Origin of the sequence: Pseudomonas sp. K5002, assembly GCF_013386655.1 — a bacterium.
In the GTDB taxonomy this organism is placed as follows: domain Bacteria; phylum Pseudomonadota; class Gammaproteobacteria; order Pseudomonadales; family Pseudomonadaceae; genus Aquipseudomonas.
In genome coordinates this window covers 1-3,855 of sequence record NZ_JACARK010000271.1, presented here as the reverse complement: position 1 = coordinate 3,855, position 3,855 = coordinate 1, and the positions used below count along the sequence as shown (strand labels likewise).

Here is a 3,855-nt window from a genome sequence, read left to right as displayed (position 1 = left end):
GCCAACGCCTCGGCGGCCGACCGCGTCGTAGCCGAAATCCGCGAAGCCGGCGGCATCGCCGAGGCCAACCACGACTCCGTCACCGACGGTGACAAGATCGTCCAGAACGCCCTCGACGCCTTCGGCCGCATCGACGTCGTCGTCAACAACGCCGGGATCCTGCGGGACAAAACCTTCCACAAAATGGAAGACAGCGACTGGGACCTGGTCTACCGCGTACACGTCGAAGGCGCCTACAAAGTCACCCGCGCCGCCTGGCCCCACCTGCGTGAACAAGCCTACGGCCGGGTGATCTTCACCGCCTCGACCTCAGGCATTTACGGCAACTTCGGCCAGTCCAACTACGGCATGGCCAAACTCGGCCTGTACGGCTTGACCCGAACCCTGGCGCTGGAAGGCCGCAAGAACAACATCCTGGTCAACGCCATCGCCCCCACCGGCGGTACACGCATGACCGAAGGCCTGATCCCGCCGCAAGTCTTCGAACGCCTCAAGCCGGAATTGATCAGCCCGCTGGTGGTGTACCTGGGCAGCGAGGCGTGTCAGGAAACCTCCGGGCTGTTTGAGGTGGGCGGCGGCTGGATCGGCAAGACCCGCTGGGAGCGCAGCCTGGGGGTTGGGTTTGATCCTGAAGCCGGGTTCTCCCCGGATGATGTCGCCGCCCACTGGCAGCAAATCTGTGACTTCGACGGGGCCGCTCACCCCAAGGACAACATCGAGGCCTTGAAGGAGTTGATGGCCAACCTGCAGAAGTACAGCCTGTGATCATTACGTGAAAAAGTTTTAATCAAGCGGGGCGCCATGGCGCCCCGCTTTATTTCAGGCATAAAAAAAGCCGCTGCAAAGGCAGCGGCTGAAGTAAGACGTTTGATCAAGGAGCAATAAATCAACGTCAGTGAACACCGGTAACAGATTGAAAATATTGATCAATCCATAAAAAAATGGCTGTTCCTCCAGGTTCTGGAAGCGGGCGGTTTGCCCTGAAAGCCAGGCAAGAATAGGCTTTTGTTACAAAATGAAAAATAGCGATTCGAGACAAGGACTGTTACAAAACCCGCAACAGTGGCAATAACACCTCATCCATCCTCCTGATAATCCTTCATCCATCTCGTCCATGGCCTCTCCAGGACCCCGGCCAGAGCGCCCTCTCATCCTTTCGAGCGACAACACGAATACCTCCTTGGTGCGCTTATCGCTCCTGATCGCGGGCAGTAGGGTGGGGCCTTCTGTCACACCACCGGGGAAGACGCATGACAAAAACAACAATGCGCGCCATCTTCAGGCCACAGGCGCTGGCCGCTGCGGTTGCTTTGGGTTGCTGTGCCCAGGCGCAGGCTGTTTCGTTCAACATCGGCGAGATCGAAGGGCAATTCGATTCCTCGCTGTCGGTCGGTGCCAGCTGGGGCATGCGCGATGCCGACAAGAAGCTGGTGGGCATTCCCAACGGCGGAACGGGCCAGGCTTCCACTGGCGATGATGGTCGCCTGAACTTCAAGAAGGGCGAGACCTTCTCCAAGATCTTCAAGGGCATCCACGACCTGGAACTCAAGTACGGCGACAGCGGCGTGTTCGTGCGCGGCAAGTACTGGTACGACTTCGAACTGCAGGACGAAGACCGCGAATTCAAGCAGATCAGCAATAACCACCGCGACGAAGGCGCGCGTTCCTCCGGCTACGAATTACTCGATGCATTTGTCTATCACAACTATTCCATCGGCGATTTGCCGGGCAACGTGCGCGTCGGTAAACAGGTGGTCAGTTGGGGGGAAAGTACGTTCATCGGCAACTCCATCAACAGCATCAACCCCATCGACGTTTCCGCGTTCCGCCGCCCTGGCGCCGAGATCAAGGAAGGCCTGATTCCGGTCAACATGCTGTTCGCCTCCCAAAGCCTCACCAACCAGTTGAGCGTGGAAGGTTTCTACCAGTTGAACTGGGAAAACACCGTGGTGGACAACTGCGGCACCTTCTTCGGTAACGACGTGGTGGCCCATGGCTGCAACGGCAACTACACCGTCGGCAGCCCGGCGATTGCACCATTGCAACCGGTAGCGGCGGCGTTTGGCCAGGGCTTCCAGGTTACGAAAGAAGGCGTAGTGGTGCAGCGTGCAAAAGACCGCGAGGCGCGCGATGGCGGCCAGTTCGGCGTGGCGTTGCGTTGGCTGGGGGATGACACGGAGTACGGCCTGTACTTCATGAACTATCACAGCCGCACGCCCACCGTCGGTACCATCACCGCCAACACCAACCTGGCAACCATTGGCGCTATTGCCAACGCGGCCAACGGGATCGCCCCGGGTACCGGGGCCGGCCTGGCGCAAAGCACGATGCTCGGTCGCGGCCAGTATTACCTCGACTACCCGGAAAATATCCGCCTGTTCGGTGCCAGTTTCTCCACCACCTTGGCCACCGGCACCGCCTGGACCGGCGAAATCAGCTACCGCCCGAATGCTCCCGTACAACTCAACACCACCGACCTGACGCTGGCCCTTGTCAACCCGATTGCCGGCAACGCCGCTTCACCGATCAGCAGTTCCTTCGGTGCCGACAACGCCGGCTACCGCCGCAAGGAAATCACCCAGATCCAGAGCACCATGACCCAATTCTTCGACCAGGTACTGGGCGCCGAACGCCTGACCCTGGTGGGCGAGGCGGCCTTTGTGCACGTCGGCGGGCTGGAGGCGAAATCCAAGCTGCGTTATGGCCGTGACTCGGTCTACGGCCAATACGGTTTCGGCGGCGACACCGATGGGTTTGTCACGGCCAACTCCTGGGGTTATCGCGCCCGGGCCATCCTCGATTACAACAACGTATTCGCCGGGGTCAACCTCAAGCCCAACGTGTCGTGGTCCCAGGACGTCAGCGGCTACGGCCCCAACGGCCTGTTCAACGAAGGCGCCAAGGCCATCAGCGTCGGCGTGGATGCGGACTACCGCAACACCTACACCGCGAGCCTGAGCTACACCGACTTTTTTGGCGGTGACTACAACACCCTCACCGACCGCGACTTCATCGCCCTCAGCTTTGGCGTGAACTTCTGATTTGGCTTAAGTAAGGACAAGAGACTATGCGCAAGATGATTCTGCAATGCGGGGTGTTGGCCCTGAGCCTGTTGGCCGCCAACGTGATGGCCGCAGTGTCGCCGGAAGAAGCGGCCAAGCTCGGCACTACCCTGACCCCGGTGGGCGCCGAGAAGGCCGGTAACGCCGATGGTTCGATCCCGGCATGGACCGGTGGTATCCCGAAAAACGCCGGGGCGGTGGACAGCAAAGGCTTCCTCGCTGACCCGTTTGCCAATGAAAAGCCGCTGTTCGTGATCACCGCCGCCACGGTCGACAAGTACAAGGACAAACTGTCCGAAGGCCAGGTGGCGATGTTCAAGCGCTACCCGCAAACCTACAAGATCCCCGTGTACCCGACCCACCGCACGGTCAACCTGCCGCCGGAGATCTACGAGTCGATCAAGCGCAGCGCGCTCAACGTGCATGCGATCAACGACGGCAATGGCCTGGAGAACTTCACCGGCAACCGCTACTACGCGTTCCCGATTCCGAAGAACGGCGTTGAGGTGCTGTGGAACCACATCACCCGTTACCACGGCGGCAACCTGCGCCGCATCATTACCCAGGCCACGCCGCAGACCAACGGCAGCTACACGCCGATCCGCTTCGAAGAAGAAGTGGCCGTGCCGCAGCTGATCCCGGACATGGACCCGGTCAAGGGCGCCAACGTACTGACCTTCTTCAAACAATCGGTGACCGCGCCGGCGCGCCTGGCCGGCAACGTACTGTTGGTGCATGAGACGCTCGACCAGGTGAAGGAACCGCGCCTGGCCTGGGTCTACAACGCCGGCCA

The 3,855-nt window shown here is 60.3% G+C and carries 3 protein-coding genes; all 3 read left to right on the top strand.

Translation table 11 applies throughout. The annotated features are described in order from the left end of the window. On the top strand, nt 1-765 hold a 765-nt coding region (locus tag HX846_RS14050), incomplete at its 5' end, for an SDR family oxidoreductase (protein WP_178965573.1). Between the two features lie 485 nt (nt 766-1,250). After that, nucleotides 1,251-3,041, top strand: a complete 1,791-nt coding sequence (locus tag HX846_RS14045; protein WP_178965572.1) for a DUF1302 domain-containing protein — start codon at nt 1,251-1,253, stop codon at nt 3,039-3,041. Nucleotides 3,042-3,067: 26 nt separating this feature from the next. Continuing rightward, the coding region (locus HX846_RS14040) for a DUF1329 domain-containing protein (RefSeq protein ID WP_178965571.1) at nt 3,068-3,855 on the top strand (788 nt) is incomplete at its 3' end.

Bases quoted from the DNA above. Each gene is read 5' to 3' on its own strand.
- HX846_RS14045 (WP_178965572.1), top strand. From the start codon at position 1,251: ATGACAAAAACAACAATGCGCGCCATCTTCAGGCCACAGGCGCTGGCC.